Raw genomic sequence first — 19,685 nt, forward strand, 5'->3', positions numbered from 1 at the left:
TATAGTTTTGTTAGACATAAGTAGGTTAATACCCTAGGGTGTTAATCAAATTTGGGGCGAAAAGTCATCACAACTGTGGTGGCTTTTCTATTTTAGATTAATTCTGTATTTTTAAAAAATCTATGAATTCATAGAGGGTATTGAAACCTTCATCATTTATTTTTGACTCCTCCAACTCTTACTACCTGAATTGCCTACTTTACTTTGGTGTGCTATTTTAAAACATCATACCATGAAAAAAATAACACTTTTTTTGCTCCTTATATTTATGAGCATTCCTTTGATAGCCCAAGTTGGAATAGGGAATATAGACCCTAAATCCACATTGGATATCAGTGCCACAAGTACAGTTACTCCTTCTAATACCGATGGAATTCTAATTCCTCGTATGGATGATTTTCCAACCACATCACCTACTGCAGATCAGGATGGTATGATGGTTTTTGCTACAGGAAATGGAACACCTGCCAAAGGATTTTATTATTGGAATAATGATGTTATGAGCTGGGTAGCTGTTTCAGGAGCTGGGGGAGGTACTTTAGATGAAGCTTATGATTTTGGAGGTGCTGGTTTGGGTCGTGTTATTACTGCCGATAATGGTGCGGTTGAAATTCAAGGTAATGGAGGACTTAGAGTTGAAAACAATATAATCGCAGCTGAAAGTATTGTACATGATGCAGATACAGATACGTTTGTGCAATTTACACCAGATAGAATTCAATTAGATGCTGGCGGAAGAAACTATATAGATATTCAGCATGCCAGTCAGGAAATAGCTTTTAATGAAGATAGTACACAAAGCGATTTTAGAGTTGAAAGTGGCAATGAAACCCATATGTTATTTGTAGATGGCAGTGAGGACCGTATAGGCATTAATAGAAATAATCCTCAAGCTACTCTTCAAATAGATGGTAATATGGATGGAGACGGATCTGCAATAATTGTAAATGCGGGAGATACTCAAAATGGTGTGGAAATGAATTTAAGTGGTACTTCTGTCACAAATATTGACAATGTGGATGGAATTAATATCTCGCATGATGTTGATTTTACTGGAACTGGGGCTAGACCTTCAGGTCTTTCTGTTACAATGAATGGAAGTTCAACAGATGCAGGGTCAAGTGTACGAGGTCTGCATATTTCCATTAATGGCCCTTCAAATTACCTTGGTAATGTTTATGGGTCATATATTCAAGAACTATCAACAGCAGACAGCAGACTCTATGGGTATTTTTTTAGTGGAGGAGGTGCAGGTGTTAATAGTGTTTACGGATCATATAATACCATTAGTGGTGCTGGAACAGGCGCCGTATACGGTAATTTCAACCTAATGAGTGGACTAGGTACTGGAACGAAATATGGTAGTTACAACAATATTGGCAGTACGGCAGGAGGAACTCATTATGGTGTATATAGTGATGTACGAAAAACGAATAGCTTTGCAGGGTTTTTTATTGGAAGAGTCTCTTTTGGCACCGATGGTGTATTAAACAGATATATTATGCCTAGTATTGATGGAACTGCAGGTCAAGTTATAACAACCGATGGAGCTGGGCAGCTTTCATTTAGTACGCTAGCAGCTGGAGTAGAAAAAATTGACGATCTCTCAGACGGAAAAAGTGATAGTGATGGCTCAGAGGACGGTTCTTCCATATTCTTAGGAGTCAACGCAGGTGCGGCAGACGATAGCTCTAATAATAGTAATGTGGGTATAGGATATGAGAGCATGTTGGCAAATACTACAGGAAATTTAAACAATGCAATCGGATGGGGAAGTTTAAGGAGTAATGTTGATGGTTCAAGTAATACTGCGATGGGATACTTGTCCTTATCTGGGAATACTTCGGGAAGTTCAAATACTGCAATTGGCATGCGAACATTAAATGGGAATGGGACGAACAATAATAATACAGCGATAGGTGCTAACGCAATGTATGTTAGTTCGGGAGCGAATAATGTTGCGGTAGGTACCCAATCATTATTTTCATTTAATGGTTCCAATAACACAGCTATTGGCTTAAGTGCAGGGGAAACTACGGGAGGAGATAATAATATTTTTATTGGTCACATGGCAGGTAGTGGTTCAACGATTGCGAATAACAGATTATTTATTGAAAATACCAACGCAGGTCCAGACAACGCTCTTATTTATGGTGAATTTGGAACCGATGCTACCACTACTGGAAATATGCTACGCGCCAACGGAGAATTTCAGATTGGAAACCCTATACTAACAGGCTATAAATTTCCTGTCGTAGATGGGACCGCGAATCAAATATTAATGACAAATGGTACAGGGCAATTAACTTTTACCACTCCAGCTACTGGAGTTGAAAAGATCGATGATTTAGCAGATGGTAAAAGTGATAATGATGGAAGTCAAAATGGTTCTTCAGTGTTTTTGGGGATAAATGCTGGCGCAGCCGATGATAGTTCAGACAACAAAAATGTGGGAGTAGGGTTCCAGGTATTACAAAATAATACGACAGGTCAAAATAATACAGCAGCTGGCTATGGTTCACTTAATTCTAATGTTGGTGGCAGTCAAAATACAGCAGTTGGTCTTAGTAGTCTCAATGCCAATGTAAGTGGAAATAATAATACAGCATTGGGCTATCAGGCTATGTTGGCAAATCAAAGTGGATTTGATAATATCGCAATAGGAAATGGCGCATTGAGAACAAATGTGTTATCTGCCTATAATACTTCTGTAGGAACTCAGTCGTTATTCAGTAATACAGGAGCCAGCAATACAGCATTTGGATACCGAGCATTATATTCAAATGGTACAGGTGCTCGAAATGTTGCTTTAGGGTTAGAAACATTAAACGCAAATACGACAGGAAATGATAATGTAGCTATTGGATATAGAGCTGGAAATACGAGTACAGGTAGTGGAAATGTATTTGTTGGTTCTGAAGCGGGTAGCGGTACTACCGGAAACAATATATTGATAGTAGATAATACCAATGCTAATTCAGACAACGCTTTAATTTATGGTGAGTTTGGAGCAGATAATACTTCGACAGGAAATGTTTTGCGTGCCAATGGAGAGTTGCAAATTGGTAATCCAGCCATGGCGAGTACGGGTTATGCACTTCCTACAAATCGAGGAACAGCTACTAGTGTTTTAACAAGTAATGGAGACGGAACCACTCAATGGGCCGCATCGGGTGGAACAATAACAGCGAGCAATGGACTTACCAAAAACTCAGGTAATGTGAGACTAGGAGGTACATTGCTACAGAATACGACCTTAGATCAGGATAATTTCAATTTTATACTTGATCTTTCAGGTACAGGAGATTTTACTGTACAAGATGATGGGAGCTCTATGTTCCAAATAGATGATTCAGGAAACACAAATATTGGCGGGATGCTAAGTATTCGAAACGGACTTTCAAACCCGTTTACTAAGTTAAATTTATACACGGATACCAATGATGGTGTTTTAGATATTATAAATGCTTCAAATGTAGTTTCGGTCAAATTTGATGCTACAGGAGATTCATATGTAAATACAGGAGCATTTGGTGTAGGGACATCGTTTCCAAATGAAACGCTCGACGTACAGGGGTCTGACCATTCGGGCTTTATTGCTAATTTCACAAACACTTCTACATCAGGAACGGGTACAGATGGAGTTAGTATTCGTTTAAGAGCCTCTAGAGCATTTGAAGATAATCATTATATCGCATTTTATAGAAGTAGTACCACATTGGCTGGTCGCATCGAAGGCACTGTCGCAGGAACTGGAGTTAACTATCAGACCACTTCAGACAAACGACTCAAAACAAACTTCGCCCAAGAAACTAATGCATTAGGAAAAATTTCTGATTTAAATCCTTTATGGTATGAATATAAAGCTAATCTTGGTGTCAAAGAGTTTGGATTTTTAGCACAAGAAGTTCAGAAAATAGTACCGCAAATTGTGTCTGGAGACCCAAATGGTGATGTTGAAAAAGAACCTATGACAGTTGCTTATGGTCGTATCACACCATTACTCACCGCAGGAATGAAAGAACTTATTGAAAAAGTAAAAAAATTAGAATCGGAAAATAAAGAATTAAAACAAACACTTTCTTTATACCAGAACTTAGAGAAACGTATTACTGTGTTAGAAAATTCAGGCAATTTAATCTCACAAGAAATTCTATTAGAAGAAAAATAAGATTCTCAACTATCCCAAATCTTTGAGAATCTAAAAGACCGCCTTTGAAGAGGGCGGTCTTTTTTTGTAAAAACTACTGCGCAAAAATCTTTTCACCACTTGCTTCTTGTGCCTTAAATTTCTGAACCAAATCTAATGCATCTGGAACCACATCGCTGCATAAAATGATCAAAGAACCTTTTTTTGCATTATTGACGGCATGCGTAATAGCCTCTTTTTCTGAAGGAATGATTGTCGTTTTGATCTTTGGATCCTTCATTTTAATACCATCATTTAGCATTTTAATAAGCTCTTCTTCTGTTTTGCCTCGTAATTGCTTGTCTTGGCGGATGATTATTTCATCACTCATCTCTGCAGCAATACTTCCAATTAAATTATTATCCTCAACTCTTCTATCGCCAATTCCGGCAATAATACACACCTTGTGAGTAGCTTCCAGATTGTTTGTAAATCGTTGTAACGCTCGCATACCTGCAGGATTGTGCGCATAATCTAATAGAATTTGAAAGTTCTCAAACTTAAACAGATTTAATCTTCCTGGCGTTTGCGCTGCGGAAGGTATAAAGGTTTCCAAAGCAACTTTCATATCTTCTATGCGGATACCTTGAACTTGTGCTGCTAAAACAGCGGCTAACACATTCTGAATCATAAAGTCTGCTTTCCCATCGTAGGTTAACGGAATATTCTCTGCTTTCATGACTCTCATTTTCCATTCTCCCTTACATATTGTAACATATCCATTTTCATATACAGCGGTAATCCCTCCTTTACGTTGCAAAGCTCTAACTCTCGGATTATTTTCATCCATTGAAAAAAGAGCAAGGTTACAATTAACACTACGACGCATTTCATAGACCAGATCATCGTCTGCATTTAAAATCGCATAGCCGTCTGGCAATACAGTTTCAGGGATAACCCCTTTAACTCTAGCCAACTGTTCTATGGTGTGAATTCCTTTTAATCCTAAATGATCTGCAGCAACATTGGTCACTACAGCAACATCACATTTCTTAAAGCCAAGGCCGGCACGTAATAATCCGCCTCGCGCACATTCTAATACTGCAAAATTGACGGTAGGATCTCGCAAAACGAATTCGGCACTTGCTGGTCCCGTACAATCTCCTGTCATTAATAATCTATTCTGAATATACACCCCATCACTAGTTGTATAACCTACTCGATACCCTTTCATTTTTGCCATATGCGCAATGAGTCTACTGGTAGTAGTTTTGCCATTGGTTCCAGTAATGGCAACTATTGGAATTCGACCTGTATCCCCTGCCGTAGGAAACAGTTTGTCAACTACAGGAGCTGCCACATTTCGAGGCAATCCCGAAGTAGGTGCTAGGTGCATTCGAAAACCTGGGCCAGCATTAACTTCTAAAACAGCTCCTCCTGTTTCTGATAAGGGTTTTGAGATATCGCTGGTCATAATATCAATCCCGCAGATATCAAGATCAATTATTTTTGAAATACGTTCTGCCATCGATACATTGGCAGGGTGTATAATATCGGTTATATCTTCGGCAGTACCTCCAGTGCTTAGATTAGCGGTATCTTTTAGAATTAGGCGTTCTCCTTTTGGAAGCACCGACTCTATAGTGTACCCTGCATCTTTAATGATAGTTTTGGTAAGGTCATTAATGGTGATTTGTGTCAAAACATTTTCATGTCCATAACCTCTACGAGGATCTTTATTTACTTCCATCACTAATTCTTCGACTGTAGACTTCCCGTCTCCAATCACATGTGCTGGTGTTCTTTTTGCACCAGCAACCAATACATTATTGATGACTAATAACCTGTAATCTTCTCCGGTAATATATTTTTCTACAATGACTCTTCTAGAAACATCTTTAGCGGCGTTAAAAGCAACTAATGCATCCTCATAATTGTTAATATCTACGGTAATCCCTCTTCCATGATTTCCATCGATAGGCTTGATCACACACGGATACCCTACGTAACTGCAAGCATCTTTTAGGCTACTTTCACGTGAAATAATGTCACCTCTTGGAACTTCAACCTCAGCCTGTTCAAGTAAGTATTTAGTATCTTCTTTATCACAAGCAAGCTCCACCCCAATAGATGAAGTTTCAGAGGTTACGGTTGCCTGGATTCTCTTCTGATTGGCGCCATAGCCTAGCTGGCAAAGCGAATATTTGTTTAAACGTATCCAGGGAATCCCTCTGCTTTCGGCTTCTTCAACAATACTGCCTGTACTAGGGCCTAAGCGTTCTGCTTCTCTAAGTTCCCGCATTTTTTGAATATCAGGATCGAGATCATAGTCCTTCGCTTCAATTAAAGCTTCACATATTTTTACAGAAGCTTCCGCAGCATACCTACCAACATTTTCTTCAATATAACTGAAAACTACATTATAAACCCCTTTTTCTCCGTAATCGCGGGTTCTTCCGAAGCCAGTATCCATACCAGCTAACGTTTGAATTTCTAATGCAATATGTTCGATAATATGACCCATCCAAGTGCCCTCTTCTACCCGTTGAAAAAAACCACCTTCGGTCCCGACACTACACCTATGAGAATACATGCTTGGAAACATAGCTTTTAACCGGTCGATAAATCCTGGAATTTTGTTGGAAGGAAACTCCTCCATCTTTTCCAGATCAAGAACCATAACAATTAGTTTGTGACGGCGAACAGACCAGTAATTGGGGCCACGCATGGCGTTAATTTCTCTTATCTTCATATAAGGTGGGTTTTGTAGTTGTACATTGAGTCGTTGAGAACATTCGTTAAATATATGATTTTCTAGGAGTAAAACTTGTATTTTTGCCAGTAATAATATATTTCAAAATGATTGCAAAAGGCACCTTGATCCCAATTGGAGGTAACGAAGACAAAGGAGTAGAAACAAAAGAAATTTACCACTTAGAGTTTATAGAAGAAGGTATTCTTTCACGAGTAGTAAAAGAAAGTGGTGGTATAAACGCAAAAATTTTAATTATCCCTACAGCTTCTAGTATTCCTGATGAGGTAGGTGAAAATTATCTAACTGCCTTCGGAAAACTAGGGTGCAAAAATTTACATGTTCTCAATATTCGTGATCGGGATCAATCTGAAACTCCTACCAATATCCAATTAATGCAGGAAGCAGATTGTGTGATGTTTTCTGGTGGAAATCAGTCAAACATTACCCGAGCAATCGGTGGAACTACACTTCATAAGATCATGGCAGAACGGTATCAAAATGAAAATTTTGTCATCGCAGGAACCAGTGCAGGAGCCATGTGTATGAGTCACGAAATGATTACAGGAGGGAGCAGCCAGGAGTCCTTTATTAAAGGAGCCGTTGGAATGGGCGAGGGAATGAGCTTTATTCCAGAATTGATCATCGACTCGCATTTTATTAGAAGGGGGCGTTTTGGTCGTTTGGCCGAAGCTGTTGCAAAATTTCCTAAGTTAATTGGTGTAGGACTTGCAGAGGATACCGGACTTATCATCAAAGAGGGAAAGTTTGAAGTGCTAGGATCTGGAATGGTTATTTTGTTTAATGCAAGAAAAGCTAAACATAACAATCATCACCTTCTTGAAAAAGGGACGCCCATGTCACTTACAAATTTAAAAACGCACATTCTTGCCAGCGGTGACCGTTTTAACATTAAAAAGAAAAAAGTAAAAATTAGTCCGCTTCAAATTCCCGTAGTTAAATAATTAGCTAATCTTTATAAATTTTTATTTCTTTTTTTCCTTCGGAAGACTGACAGGCCCTATACATCCCTTCAGTATTAAAAGGCATGCTAATAGTTCCTTTGGTGTCTACGGCAATTAATCCGCCATCGCCGCCTAGTAGTTTAATCCGATTTTGAATCACTTCGGAAGCAGCTTCTTCCAAAGACAACCCTTTGTATTCCATCAAACAACTTACATCATAGGCGACAACACCTCTTATAAAAAATTCGCCACTTCCTGTACAACTTACAGCACAAGTTTTATTATTCGCGTAATTTCCAGCACCAATCATCGGACTGTCACCCAGGCGACCCCATTTTTTGTTGGTCATGCCGCCGGTTGAGGTAGCTGCTGCCAAATCCCCATTTTGGTCTAAAGCGACAGCGCCAACTGTTCCAAATTTGCTATCTTTTTTAACCGAATGATCTAACTGAAAGGTATTGCTTCCTTTTATTTCCTGCCATTGTTGATAGCGCAATTCATCATAGAAATAGTCGGGTGACATTACATCATACTTGTTTTCTTTAGCAAACCGCATGGCGCCTTCTCCTGCAAGAAACACATGCTCGCTTTTTTCCATCACATCTCTAGCCAACGAGACCGGATTTTTAATACCTGTGATCAAGGAAACAGCACCTGCTTGTTGTTCCTTGCCTTCCATGATAGCAGCATCCATTTCGTGGGTGCCTTCGGCTGTAAATACACTTCCTTTTCCGGCATTAAACAAAGGCGAATCTTCCAATAGTTTAACCGAAGTTTCAACAGCATCTACTGCGCTTCCGTTGGACTCAAGAATGCTATAGCCAGCAGCTAATGCTTCTTCAAGTGCTTTTCTGTAAGCGGTCTCTTTTTCAGCCGTCATTTGACCTTTCAGAAGTGTGCCAGCGCCGCCGTGAATGGCAATTGTAAATGGGTTGTTCATAGAAAGTATTTCAGAATTCAAAAATACATCAACTAACACAATTTATATTCTTTTTTCTGAACGGTTCTTTTTACATTTGAAAAACATACAATTAATGTCATGTTGCGCCTGTCGAAGCCTCTTTATTTTCTAATTTGACCTTCGACAGGCTAAGGCTGACAAAAACTATTCTAAAATGCCAGAACCAAAAAAACGCCTTTTTCTAGTTGATGCCTATGCTTTAATTTTCCGAGGGTATTATGCCCTTATTAAAAATCCTCGAATCAATAGTAAAGGAATGGATACCTCAGCTATTATGGGATTTATGAATAGCTTTCTGGATGTGATCAAGCGAGAACGCCCAGATCATCTGGCAGTATGTTTCGATAAAGGCGGAAGTGTTGCGCGTAACGATATGTTCGAGGACTATAAAGCCAATCGAGATGAAACTCCCAACGGAATTCTAATCGCTATTCCATATATCTGTAAGATCCTTGAAGCCATGCATATTCCAATCATGGTGAAAGAGGGTTTTGAAGCAGACGATGTAATTGGAACGTTGGCAAAAAAAGCAGAGAAAGAAGGATACACCACTTTTATGGTGACTCCCGATAAGGATTTTGCGCAACTGGTTTCTGAAAACATTTTTATGTACAGACCTGTATTTGGAGGAGGGTATGAGACCTGGGGAATTCCAGAAGTTCAAAAAAAGTTTGAAGTGGAGACACCAGATCAGGTGATCGATTACCTTGGGATGATGGGTGATGCCAGTGATAACATTCCAGGATTACCAGGTGTAGGTGATAAAACGGCCAAAAAATTTATCAAGCAGTTTGGTTCTATGGAAGGGTTGCTTGCCAATACCGATAAGTTGAAGGGGAAGATGAAAGAAAAAGTCATCGAAAATGCCGAATTGGGATTGTTGTCAAAACAACTGGCAACCATTATGCTCGATGTGCCTGTAGAATTTCATGAAGAGGATTTTGAAATGTCTGAACCCGATGTAACCGAAGTGACCAAAATTTTTGAAGAACTGGAATTTAGACGACTTACCGATAATTTTGTCAAAGCTTTTTCGGTAGAAGCTATGGCAGCGCCAGGGACCAATCACCAGCAGAATGAAACCGATTCTAAAAAAGATGGTGCAACTGATAAACCATCCACTCAAAAAGCAACCAAAACTGCTGGACAAGGTCAGTTTTCACTTTTTGGTGGTGATAACGAACCCTCTGCGGCTAGTGAGGTATTTTCGTCCAGAAAGACCATTAAAGACACTCCACATTTTTATCAGACAATCCAGCCCGGAATGGGAACCAAGCTTTTTATTCAGAATTTGATGAAACAAACATCGGTGTGCTTTGATACGGAAACTACAGGTTTGAATCCGTTGACGGCAGAACTGGTCGGAATTGCTTTTTCGTGGGAACCTACCAAAGGATTTTATCTTCCTTTTCCTGAAAATAAAGAAGAAGCACAGGTAATTATAGAACAACTTCGGCCATTTTTTGAAGCTTCAGAAAATGAAAAAATTGGTCAGAATTTAAAGTACGATATCAAGGTACTTCAGAAATACAATGTTACTGTAAAAGGAAAATTGTTTGATACTATGTTAGCACACTACTTGATCAATGCCGATATGCGCCATAATATGGACGTACTTTCAGAAACTTATTTAAATTATACGCCAGTTTCAATTACAGAATTGATCGGTAAAAAAGGAAAAAATCAGAAGTCAATGCGAGATGTTCCTGTGGAAGCGCAAACCGAATATGCTGTGGAAGATGCCGATATTACCCTTCAGTTAAAGGAACATTTTGAAAAGGAACTGGGCGAAGCAAATACTCAGAAATTATTTGATGAGATTGAAATTCCGTTGCTCAGAGTGTTAGCCGATATGGAACTAGAAGGAATTAATCTAGATGAAGATTTCTTGAAAAAACTTTCAGCAGAATTAGAAGAAGACATCGCAGCACTCGAAAAGAGTATTTATAAAGAAGCTGGAGAAGAATTCAATATTGCATCGCCAAAACAATTAGGTGAGATTCTCTTCGGAAAGCTACAGCTGGTCGATAAACCTAAAAAGACAAAAACCGGTCAATATTCTACCGCAGAAGATGTACTTTCTTATTTGGCCAAAGATCATAAAATTATCAAGGACGTTCTCGAATATCGCGGACTCGCCAAACTAAAAAGCACCTATGTAGATGCATTACCAGAACAGGTGGAGCCATCGACTCAAAGAGTGCATACCGATTATATGCAAACGGTGGCGGCCACTGGCCGACTGAGTAGTAACAATCCGAACCTCCAAAATATTCCCATCCGTACCGAGCGCGGTCGTGAAGTCCGTAAGGCCTTCATCCCGCGCGATAAAGATCACGTGTTGTTGGCAGCAGATTACTCACAGATAGAATTACGAATTATTGCTGCCTTAAGCGAAGAAGATACGATGATTGAAGCCTTTAAAAATAATGAAGATATTCATGCCTCCACAGCGGCCAAAGTTTTTAACGTTCCACTTTCAGAAGTAACCAGAGAGCAGCGAAGCAATGCAAAAACGGTAAATTTTGGAATTATTTATGGGGTTTCAGCATTTGGATTAAGCAATCAAACCGACCTCTCTCGTTTCGAATCGAAAGAGTTGATCGACACCTATTATAAAACCTATCCTAAACTTCGTAATTATATGAGCGAGTTAGTAGATTTTGCACGTGATAATGAATATGTAGAAACTGTCATGGGCAGGCGTCGGTATTTAAAGGATATTAATTCGAGAAACGCTGTTGTTCGTGGTGCAGCCGAACGGAATGCTGTCAATGCGCCTATACAGGGAAGTGCGGCAGACATTATAAAGATTGCGATGATTAACATTCATAAAAGGCTTGCTTCAGAAGGTTTTAAAACTAAGATGCTGCTTCAGGTGCATGATGAACTGGTCTTTGATGTGCCAAAAGAGGAACTAGAAAAGGTAACAGCTCTCATAAAATCTGAAATGGAAAATGCCTATACATTGAGTGTGCCACTGGACGTAGAAATAGGGGTTGGAGACAACTGGCTAGAAGCGCATTGAGAAAGTAGCCAGTAAGCAGTATTCAGAAAAGTTAATGCATAAAATATTTAATTCTCTTGAAAAAACTAATCTCCAAAAAGAAACCTGCTTATGCTATTTCTGAACAACTTTCAGAATATCTTACAAAGCATGGTCGCAACATAAAAATTCCTATTTATTATGATGATTTGCTGCGGTTTCAGGGATCAGTAACTATTTATGACTCCAATGGAAAAGACACTTTGTGGATACGAGTCTATTATACCGAAAGTGAGCGGGACGAAATAGAATTCAGTTTAAAGCGCATGTATTCGATCCTTCACAGTGATGGAAGTGATTCATTGTTACCCTACCTTAATATCGATAGTATTGACTTTTGCACCTTTGGGAACACGAAGCCATTTCGAGTAAAGGTTCGGAATATTTTAAATGATAACTATATTTTTCTCTATATTAAAAAAGCAGATGCTTCTCGTATCTACGGACTAGAATTGGAGCATATGTTGTCACCCAATCACATCAACTTTTTAGTGCATGGCAACTCTTTGATTGAAGAACATATTTCAGGTATTCCTGGAGATGATTTTATTGAGCATTTTCTCGATCACTGCTCCGAACAGGATAAAAAGGAAATCGCCAAAGAGTTTGTAAAGTTTAACGAAAGATGCTTTGTTAGGTTATTAGGCGATATGCGTGCCTATAATTATGTAATGGTGTTGACCAATGATTTTGACCGAATTCAATATCGCATTCGCGCCATAGATTTTGATCAGCAGAGTTACGAGGGGAATTTGAAAGTGTATCTGCCACAATTTCTAAAAGAAAATAATAAGCTGGTTAAAATGACTTTAGACTTGCTTCAGGAAGAGTCCATTGAGCAATACAAGAGAGAAGAACGTTCGTTGCTGGCCAAGCGTGCTAATAGTGAAAATGAGCGATTAAAAGAATTGATGGATTGCATGCGAGCCGATGTCATTTCTTCGGAAGAAAAAATTAAACAGCTACAAAAGTCGCTTTTCAAGCTTACAGGAGACATTCGATTTAAAAAATCGAAAAATATGGGGGAGATCTTACAAAGTGCCCTTGATTTTATCGTTCGGAATTATAAAAATGAGAATCCGTATATTATTGGTTCATAACTTCTAAAAAAATTAGAATGAAATTTACTATGCATGCATAGTAAATATGTATCTTAGCATTTTCAACGTTTAATTATCTACTGTCATGAAAATAAAAAAGATACTTGTAGCCAACCGAAGTGAAATCGCCATACGTGTATTTAGAGCATGTACAGAGATTAATTTAAAGACAGTAGCCATATATTCCTATGAAGATCGCTACTCACAACACCGCTACAAAGCAGACGAAGCGTATCAAATTGGCCTGAATGATCAACCGTTAAAACCTTATTTGGACGGCGATGCGATTATCGCTTTAGCAAAATCCAAGAATGTAGATGCCATCCATCCAGGGTATGGTTTTCTTTCTGAAAATTCTGAATTTGCCAGAAAATGTGCTGCTAATGGGATCATCTTTATAGGACCCGATCCTAGTGTCATGGATGCTTTAGGAGATAAGATCATGGCAAAGAACATTGCAAAAAAGTGCAACGTGCCTATTATTGAAAGCAACACTAAAAAACTCACCTCTTTAAAGATTGCACTTTCTGAAGCATCAACTATTGGCTATCCTCTTATGCTTAAAGCGGCTTCTGGCGGAGGTGGAAGAGGCATGCGTATTGTACGAAATGATGAGGAACTTAAAAACAACTTTGACTCAGCGCGAAGTGAGTCGCTCAATGCATTTGGTGATGACACGATGTTTCTGGAGAAATATGTGGAAGACCCGAAGCATCTAGAAGTTCAGATTGTGGCAGATAACCACGGAAACATTCGACATTTATATGAACGCGATTGCTCCGTACAACGTCGTCACCAGAAAGTAGTTGAAGTGGCACCGTCGTTTAATGTATCCCAAAAAGTAAAAGAATCCCTTTATAAATATGCAGTTTCCATCGCTCAGGAAGTTAATTATAACAATGTAGGAACTGTAGAGTTTCTAGTTGATAAAGAAGATACTGTTTTCTTTATTGAAGTAAATCCGCGCATCCAAGTAGAACACACAGTTACCGAAATGGTCACAGGAATTGACCTCATAAAAACACAGATCTTTGTTGCAGGGGGATACAAACTAGATGACAAACAGATCAAAATTTATGATCAAAGTTCACTACAGACCTATGGCTTTGCCTTACAATGCCGATTAACTACCGAAGATCCTGCTAATAATTTTACACCCGACTACGGAACAATCACCACCTATCGTTCTGCTGCCGGAATGGGCATTCGCTTGGATGCGGGAAGTATTTATCAGTCGTATAGTGTAAGTCCGTTTTTTGACAGTATGCTGGTTAAGGTTTCGGCCCACGGAAGGACATTAGATGGTGCTGTTCGTAAAATGGCTCGGGCATTGAAGGAGTTTAGGATTCGTGGTGTAAAAACGAATATTCATTTTCTTCAGAATGTGATTCAGCATGAGGAATTTAAAGAAGGAAAAGCTTCGGTTAATTTTATTGCCAATACACCTTCTCTTTTCGAAATTCCTGTATCTCAGGATCGAACTTCAAAGATTACACGTTATTTGGGAGAAGTAATTGTAAACGGTAATCCTGATGTAAAGTTTGTGGATGAATCGAAGAAGTTTCGGGTACCACAAATTCCAAGTTTCAATGCTTTGGGACCCTTTCCGAAGGGAACAAAAGATCTCTTAACCGAATTAGGACCCGATACATTTTCAGCATGGCTTAAAAACGAAAAAAAGATACACTATACTGATACGACGATTCGGGACGCGCACCAGTCTTTATTGGCTACGCGTATGCGCAGTTATGATATGCTGGCTGTGGCTGAAAGTTATGCGAAAAATCACCCGAATATTTTTAGTGTCGAAATGTGGGGTGGCGCTACGTTCGATGTCTGTATGCGGTTTTTAAATGAAAGTCCGTGGACACGCTTAAGAGAACTTCGCAAACTGATGCCCAATGTGTTGTTTCAGATGTTGCTAAGAGGTTCTAACGGAGTAGGGTATAAAGCGTACCCTGACAATCTTATCGAAAAATTTATCGAAACGTCTTGGGACAATGGAATAGATGTTTTTAGAATATTTGATTCCTTAAACTGGGTGAAAGCCATGGCACCAAGTATTGAATATGTACGTACAAAAACGGAAGGTCTTGCCGAAGCTGCAATAAGCTATACAGGCGATATTTTAGACCCTTCAGAAACAAAATACACGTTACAATATTATACACAACTTGCAAAGGATTTAGAAAATGCCGGTGCGCATATTATTTGTATCAAAGATATGGCGGGACTCTTGAAACCCTATGCAGCTACCGAACTCATAGGTGCTTTAAAAGATGCTGTTAAGCTGCCTTTACATCTACATACCCACGACACCTCTTCTATCCAGTCGGCCACCTATCTAAAAGCGATCGAAGCAGGAGTAGATGTAGTGGATGTCGCCTTAGGAGGTCTATCCGGACTTACGTCACAACCTAACTTTAACAGTGTGGTTGAGATGATGAAACAGCAACCGCGGCATCATGAATTTGATATGAAAAAGCTCAACGAGTTTTCAAATTATTGGGAAGATGTTCGAGAAAAGTATTATCCGTTTGAAAGTGGCTTAAAAGCCGGAACAGCCGAGGTCTATGATCATGAAATTCCGGGAGGACAGTATTCGAATTTACGTCCGCAATCTGAAGCCTTAGGGTTAGGCGATCGTTTTGATGAGGTAAAAAAAATGTATGAAGCGGTCAATACGATGTTTGGAAATTTAGTAAAAGTAACCCCAAGTTCGAAGGTTGTGGGCGATATGGCGATTTTTATGGTGACCAATGATCTCACTCCAGCCGATGTCATAGAACGAGGAGAAACGGTTTCATTTCCAGAGTCGGTAATCAATTTCTTTAAAGGAGATCTGGGTCAGCCTTTGGGAGGATTCCCGAAGAAGCTTCAGAAAATTATTTTAAAAAATGCGAAACCATACACGGACAGACCCAATGCACATTTAGTGCCAATTGATTTTGATGCGGAGTTTAAAGCTTTCAGAAAGAAATACCAAAAAGGCTTTTCACGGGAAATTGAATTTGAGGATTTCCTGAGTTATAGTTTATATCCGCGTGTGTTTGAAGAGGCCCACGAGAAATATAAATTATATGGAAATATCGCTATTTTACCTACTGAAAATTTTTTCTACGGAATGAAATTGCGGGAAGAAATTATGATTGAATTGCAACCGGGAAAGACAATTATTGTTAAGTTGTTGTCTGTTGGAATTCCGAATGATGAAGGATACAGATTGGTTTTCTTTAGTGTTAATGGTGAGAACCGTTTTGTAGAAATTAAAGATACTTCGATTAAAGTTGAGAAGGAAGTGCATATGCAGGCAGATCCTGGAGATGATAATCAATACGGTGCACCCTTACAGGGAATGCTCTATAAGGTGTTGGTTAAGAAAGGTCAAGAAATAGCGAAGAACGATCCGTTGTACATTATTGAAGCGATGAAAATGGAAAGCACGGTAACGGCGAATGCAGGTGGAAAAATAAAAACACTTTCGTTGAAACCTGGTACGATGGTCATGAAAGGTGATTTAGTGGTAACGGTGGAGTAACAAAAAGAAGGTAATATAACGTCAACTGTTCTTTAAATAACTTCTGAAACTAAAATAGTTAGAAAGAAACTTGTAAAAGAATAAAATCTGCTTTTAGAATCAATAAAAATTTATTCTACACCCCTTGTCTATCAAATAAATAATAGTACTTTTGCCGTCCCTAAAATAGGGAAGAAACTTATTTAATAACAATTAGACAAAAAACTATAATGGATACATTAAGTTACAAAACAGTATCTGCTAATAAAGCTACCGTTACAAAAGAGTGGTTATTAGTAGATGCGGACGGGCACTCATTGGGTCGTCTTGCGAGTGAAGTAGCAAAGTTACTTCGCGGTAAACACAAGCCAAGCTTTACACCTCATGTAGATTGTGGAGACAACGTGATTATCATTAACGCAGCGAACGTCCAATTAACAGGAAACAAGTGGGAAGACAAAACCTACATTAGACACACAGGATATCCTGGTGGACAACGTAGTTTAACTGCCACAGAATTAAAAGGAAAGAATCCAGCAAGGGTGATTGAAAAAGCCGTAAAAGGAATGTTACCTAAAAATAAATTAGGAGCAGAACTTTTTAGAAACCTAAAAGTGTATGCTGATGCAAATCACGGTCAGGAAGCTCAAAAACCTAAAAGTATTAACCTTAATACCGCAACTAAATAATGGAGACTATTCACAAAATTGGACGAAGAAAAACCGCTGTTGCGCGTGTTTATCTTAAAGAAGGAAAAGGAAAAATCACCATCAATAAGCGTGATTTGGAAAACTATTTCACCACTTCTACTTTACAGTATAAAGTAAAGCAGCCTTTGATGCTTACAGACAACGAGAAAACGTTTGATATTTCTGTAAATGTATTTGGAGGTGGAGTTACAGGTCAGGCAGAGGCTATCCGTTTAGGATTATCTCGTGCGATGTGTACATTAAACGATGAGAACAGAGGTATTTTGAAGCCTGAAGGATTACTTACCAGAGACCCAAGAATGGTAGAACGTAAGAAATTCGGTCAGAAGAAAGCTCGTAAGAAATTCCAATTCTCGAAACGTTAATATTCAATTGTCATTCCGAGCTACAGCGAGGAATCTCATTGAAAAATTTTTCAGAAATAATTTCTGAAATAAAAGTTCATATAAATACAATTATTAATAAGCTGTTAGTCCCGCTCTGCCGGGCGGGACAATTAGTTTAGCATCTAAATCATACTCGTAACTCGAGCAGATTGCTATCCTTTTTTACAGAACGTAAACTAAAAACAAAATGGCAAATTCAACAAACACAGAAGTTAAGGAATTACTTGACGCAGGTGTACACTTTGGTCACTTGACCAGAAAATGGAATCCAAACATGGCCCCATATATATATATGGAGCGAAATGGAATCCACATTATCAATCTTTATAAAACGACTGCAAAACTTGCAGAGGCTAACGAGGCTCTTAAGAAAATTGCAGCGAGTGGACGAAAAATCCTTTTCGTTGCTACTAAAAAACAAGCAAAAGAAATAGTTGCAGAAAAAGCAGGTAATGCCAACATGCCCTACATTACAGAAAGATGGCCTGGTGGAATGCTTACCAACTTTGTAACCATTAGAAAAGCGGTTAAAAAAATGGCTTCTATCGACCGTATGAAGCAAGATGGAACTTTTAATACACTTTCTAAGAAAGAACGTTTACAAGTGGATCGTCTTCGTGCGAAACTGGAAAAGAACCTAGGATCTATCAGTGAAATGAGTAGACTGCCTGGTGCTTTGTTTATCGTTGATACTACACGAGAGCATATTGCAGTTGCTGAAGCTCAAAAGCTAAACATTCCAATTTTTGCAATGGTAGACACGAATAGTGATCCAAGAGAGATTGACTATGTGATCCCTTCAAATGATGATGCTTCTAAGTCAATCGAAAAAATTATGTCTTCAGTTTCTGAAGCTGTAATTGAAGGACTTCAGGAAAGAAAATCAGGAAAAGAGGGTAGCGATGATGCTCCAAAAGCAAAGAAGAAAGACTCTGGGAAGAAAGATGCTTCTGCAAAAAAAGCACCTCGTAAGAGAGCTGCAGCAGCTTCATCTGATGCTAAGAAGGAAGAAGAGTAGTCTCTTTTTAATTAATGTACTGTTTAAAGTAAACTAAATCGTACAATTCAAGAAATTAAATACTAATAGGAATGCGGTTGGCTTGCCAGCCGCAATTAAAATAAAATGTATAAGTGATGGTAAAAGTAACTGCCGCAGAAGTAAATAATTTACGTAAAAAAACCGGAGCAGGAATGATGGACTGTAAAAAGGCCCTTGTTGAAGCAGAAGGTAATATGGATAAAGCAATCGAAATCCTTAGAAAAAAAGGACAAAAAATTGCAGAAAAAAGAGCCGACAGAGATTCTAGTGAAGGAGCTGTTGTTGCAAAATTAAATGACGATAGTACAAGAGGAGTATTAGTTTCACTTAACTGTGAGACAGATTTCGTTGCAAAGAACGATTCGTATAAAGAAATGGCGCAAAAAATTGCAGACATTGCAATTAATGTCAATTCTAAAGAAGAATTATTGGCTGCAGATTTTGATGGAATGACTGTTGAAGAAAAACTAATCGAACAAACAGGCGTGATTGGTGAGAAGATTGAAATTGGTGGTTTTGAAACCTTAGAAGCTCCCTTTGTAGGTTCATATATTCACGGAAATAAAATCGGTGCACTTACAGGTCTTTCTAAAGCAATTGACAATGCAGAAGAAGTAGGAAAGAATGTTTCAATGCAAGTAGCTTCTATGGGAGCAACGACATTGTCTTATAAAGATTTCTCTTCTGAATATGTTGCGAATGAAACTGAAGCTCGTATTGCAGTAATTGAAAAAGATAATATCGAATTAGGACGTTTAGGAAAAACCCTTAAAAATGTTCCTCAATATATCTCAAGAGCCCAGTTAACGGATGATGTTCTTGCAAAGGCTGAAGAAGCTGCAAAAGCTGAATTGAAAGCTGAAGGGAAACCAGAACAGATCTGGGATAGAATTCTTCCAGGAAAAATGGAGCGTTTTATTAGCGACAATACAACCTTAGATCAAGAACAGTGTCTCTTAGACCAGAACTATATCATGGACGACAAAAAGAGTGTTGCCCAGTATGTAGCAGATCAAAATGTTGAAGTTGTAGGATTTAAAAGAGTTTCTTTAGCTTAATTTAATTCTATTGCTAAATAGA

General features: G+C 38.7%; 11 protein-coding genes. 9 read left to right on the top strand and 2 right to left on the bottom strand.

What is annotated here, in order from left to right:
- The first annotated feature begins 232 nt into the window (after positions 1 to 232).
- Entirely contained in the window at positions 233 to 4,171 is a 3,939-nt protein-coding gene (locus tag ACFQO1_RS09335) for a tail fiber domain-containing protein (protein WP_380217757.1), read from the top strand.
- Positions 4,172 to 4,244: 73 nt separating this feature from the next.
- Here the strand turns inward: ACFQO1_RS09335 and cphA are convergent, their stop codons facing one another.
- Complete coding sequence (gene cphA, locus ACFQO1_RS09340; protein ID WP_380217758.1) at positions 4,245 to 6,881, bottom strand: cyanophycin synthetase; 2,637 nt, start codon at positions 6,879 to 6,881, stop codon at positions 4,245 to 4,247.
- Positions 6,882 to 6,988: 107 nt separating this feature from the next.
- On the opposite strand from cphA, the gene ACFQO1_RS09345 reads away from it, so the two are divergent.
- Positions 6,989 to 7,846, top strand: a complete 858-nt coding sequence (locus tag ACFQO1_RS09345) for a cyanophycinase (protein WP_380217863.1) — start codon at positions 6,989 to 6,991, stop codon at positions 7,844 to 7,846.
- A 4-nt stretch (positions 7,847 to 7,850) separates the two neighbouring features.
- Here ACFQO1_RS09345 and ACFQO1_RS09350 read toward each other — a convergent pair whose 3' ends face one another.
- Entirely contained in the window at positions 7,851 to 8,786 is a 936-nt protein-coding gene (locus tag ACFQO1_RS09350) for an isoaspartyl peptidase/L-asparaginase family protein (RefSeq protein ID WP_380217759.1), read from the bottom strand.
- Between the two features lie 175 nt (positions 8,787 to 8,961).
- On the opposite strand from ACFQO1_RS09350, the gene polA reads away from it, so the two are divergent.
- The 7 genes from polA (at position 8,962) to tsf (ending at position 19,663) form a co-directional block, all read left to right on the top strand.
- Complete coding sequence (gene polA / locus ACFQO1_RS09355) at positions 8,962 to 11,835, top strand: DNA polymerase I (RefSeq protein WP_380217760.1); 2,874 nt, start codon at positions 8,962 to 8,964, stop codon at positions 11,833 to 11,835.
- Positions 11,836 to 11,891: 56 nt separating this feature from the next.
- The gene (locus ACFQO1_RS09360) at positions 11,892 to 12,953 is read left to right on the top strand and encodes a hypothetical protein (protein WP_380217761.1); all 1,062 of its coding nucleotides are present in this window, start codon (positions 11,892 to 11,894) and stop codon (positions 12,951 to 12,953) included.
- A gap of 85 nt (positions 12,954 to 13,038) precedes the next feature.
- Positions 13,039 to 16,491, top strand: a complete 3,453-nt coding sequence (locus ACFQO1_RS09365; protein WP_380217762.1) for a pyruvate carboxylase — start codon at positions 13,039 to 13,041, stop codon at positions 16,489 to 16,491.
- 209 nt (positions 16,492 to 16,700) lie between these two features.
- Positions 16,701 to 17,159 carry a 50S ribosomal protein L13 gene (gene rplM, locus ACFQO1_RS09370; RefSeq protein WP_380217763.1) on the top strand — a complete coding sequence of 153 codons (459 nt, stop codon included), beginning with the start codon at positions 16,701 to 16,703 and terminating at the stop codon, positions 17,157 to 17,159.
- Entirely contained in the window at positions 17,159 to 17,545 is a 387-nt protein-coding gene (rpsI, locus tag ACFQO1_RS09375; protein ID WP_380217764.1) for a 30S ribosomal protein S9, read from the top strand. The genes rplM and rpsI overlap by 1 nt, the downstream gene beginning before the upstream one ends.
- A 208-nt stretch (positions 17,546 to 17,753) precedes the next feature.
- Entirely contained in the window at positions 17,754 to 18,584 is an 831-nt protein-coding gene (gene rpsB, locus ACFQO1_RS09380; RefSeq protein ID WP_380217765.1) for a 30S ribosomal protein S2, read from the top strand.
- 116 nt (positions 18,585 to 18,700) lie between these two features.
- Positions 18,701 to 19,663 (top strand): translation elongation factor Ts, encoded by a 963-nt coding sequence (gene tsf / locus ACFQO1_RS09385; protein WP_380217767.1) that lies wholly within the window; start codon positions 18,701 to 18,703, stop codon positions 19,661 to 19,663.
- Positions 19,664 to 19,685: the final 22 nt, after the last annotated feature.

The sequence above is a fragment of the Jejudonia soesokkakensis genome, from assembly GCF_042664795.1.
GTDB classification, from domain to species: Bacteria; Bacteroidota; Bacteroidia; order Flavobacteriales; family Flavobacteriaceae; genus Jejudonia; species Jejudonia soesokkakensis.

Coding starts and splice junctions, on each gene's coding strand:
- ACFQO1_RS09335 (WP_380217757.1), top strand. CDS start 233: ATGAAAAAAATAACACTTTTTTTGCTCCTTATATTTATGAGCATTCCT.
- cphA (WP_380217758.1), bottom strand. CDS start 6,881: ATGAAGATAAGAGAAATTAACGCCATGCGTGGCCCCAATTACTGGTCT.
- ACFQO1_RS09345 (WP_380217863.1), top strand. CDS start 6,989: ATGATTGCAAAAGGCACCTTGATCCCAATTGGAGGTAACGAAGACAAA.
- ACFQO1_RS09350 (WP_380217759.1), bottom strand. CDS start 8,786: ATGAACAACCCATTTACAATTGCCATTCACGGCGGCGCTGGCACACTT.
- polA (WP_380217760.1), top strand. CDS start 8,962: ATGCCAGAACCAAAAAAACGCCTTTTTCTAGTTGATGCCTATGCTTTA.
- ACFQO1_RS09365 (WP_380217762.1), top strand. CDS start 13,039: ATGAAAATAAAAAAGATACTTGTAGCCAACCGAAGTGAAATCGCCATA.
- rplM (WP_380217763.1), top strand. CDS start 16,701: ATGGATACATTAAGTTACAAAACAGTATCTGCTAATAAAGCTACCGTT.
- rpsI (WP_380217764.1), top strand. CDS start 17,159: ATGGAGACTATTCACAAAATTGGACGAAGAAAAACCGCTGTTGCGCGT.
- rpsB (WP_380217765.1), top strand. CDS start 17,754: ATGGCAAATTCAACAAACACAGAAGTTAAGGAATTACTTGACGCAGGT.
- tsf (WP_380217767.1), top strand. CDS start 18,701: ATGGTAAAAGTAACTGCCGCAGAAGTAAATAATTTACGTAAAAAAACC.